The 936-nt window shown below is 41.9% G+C and carries 1 protein-coding gene; it reads left to right on the forward strand.

The window, feature by feature from the left end:
• Positions 1–936 (forward strand): autotransporter domain-containing protein (locus tag ACFINS_RS09835; protein WP_375706159.1); only part of this gene is annotated, 936 nt, incomplete at both ends.

Genomic DNA, 936 nt, shown 5'->3' on the forward strand with positions numbered 1-936 from the left:
ACTGAGGAAACTGCCTCTCTTAATGATGGGGAAACAACTCCCCTTTATTCTAAAAAAGCTGCCTGTCTTAATGCTAAAGGAAAAGTAAGAGCTCTTGTACCACAAGTAGCCAGTTATTTGGTCATGCCTAACGCTTTATTTTCCGCTGGATTGGCTGAGCTGAATAATCAGAATATACTGTTAGAGAATATGCGGACAACACTCTTTGAAGCAAAGGATAAAAAAGAAGATAACAAAAAGAGTGGGATCTTCTTATCCTCCTATGGCCACAAGATCACATTGTCTTCTAACCGTAGTCCTCTACACTATGGCTATGGTGCTGATGTTCACTATACTGCAATACAAGCAGGCATGACATTAGCAGCATTAGAAGGTCAAAATAGCACCACACATTTTGGTCTTTTGGGGACATACGGACAACTCTCTTTCACTCCAAAGGGCATGGAAGGTGCTGATAAGAGTACACTCGATAAATGGTCACTTGCTGCATATGGAAACATCCAGCATAACGATGGCATCTATGTTAATGCACTGTTCTCCTACGGAGCTTTCAAAGGAAATATCACCACAGCCCTCATTGGGAACACTGCAAAATTGGATGGTTCTCATACTGTAAGTGCATCAGCGACCATCGGACATAAACTAGAAACCGATGCTAAAGGATTGGTCTTTGAACCACAAGCACAACTCCTTTATCAACGTCTCATGTTTGACACCCTCTCAGATATCGATGGCTTTAACGTGAATATGGGTAAGCCTCATCAATGGTTGCTGCGTATTGGTGGGCGTCTGACACAAACAATACCTTCTGATGAAAAAGGCTATGCCACTTCTTTCTACGGTAAGCTGAACCTTATGAAAGCTTTTAGTAACAAGAGAACAGTACAGATTGGAGATACTTTCTATCTTGATGCTATGGGAGAGTCTGTTGAAGGC

The sequence above is a fragment of the Bartonella sp. AA2SXKL genome, from assembly GCF_042197205.1.
Classification (GTDB): domain Bacteria; phylum Pseudomonadota; class Alphaproteobacteria; order Rhizobiales; family Rhizobiaceae; genus Bartonella.